We start from the raw sequence: 540 nt of genomic DNA, 5'->3' as shown, positions 1-540 counted from the left end.
AGGACAGGCCAGCCACCGCGGCACGGCGCAGATACTCGATCACTGTCGTCTTCCCGACACCGGTCGCAAGTGCGATCCGCCGGGTCGACATGCCCTGCGCATGCAGGCGCAGCACGTCCTCGATCTTCCTCATCGGCAGTCTCCTCATCGCGCCCCTTCTTCCGCTGTCGCAACAGCTTCTGGGTAGCGCAGGTGGTCTGCCTCAGACCCGCCCCGCGTGACGGAGCCCGCTCAGATCAGCCTGGTCGGATGCGGCTGGAACGGGTGGTCGGATGATCGTGGAATGCCCGGTCGGATGTTCATGGAATGTGTGGTCGGATCACCGTGGTGCGCGCAGGCTCTGTCGACAAGCGAACCTTCTCCATTTTTGAGTGGGCTGCGGACAGTCGGATCGCCTTGCATGCTGTCTCGCCGCACCAGATTCTGACCGTCTTGATGCACTGCGTGTTGATTTCCACCCAGAACTGAGCCGGCATTTCCATCGAGAAGTGAGCCACCTCTGACTATGGATTTCCGGTCATTCAGTGGTCAAGGCGTGAT

General features: G+C 61.1%; 1 protein-coding gene. It reads right to left on the bottom strand.

The window, feature by feature from the left end; genetic code table 11:
• Positions 1 to 133, bottom strand: a 133-nt coding sequence (locus RAH32_RS21460) for a helix-turn-helix domain-containing protein (RefSeq protein WP_373429751.1), incomplete at its 3' end; no start/stop codon positions are given.
• Between the last annotated feature and the right edge of the window lie 407 nt (positions 134 to 540).

Source organism: Paracoccus yibinensis (genome assembly GCF_030846195.1).
GTDB classification, from domain to species: domain Bacteria; phylum Pseudomonadota; class Alphaproteobacteria; order Rhodobacterales; family Rhodobacteraceae; genus Paracoccus; species Paracoccus yibinensis.
This window is presented reverse-complemented; position numbering and strand designations above follow the sequence as displayed.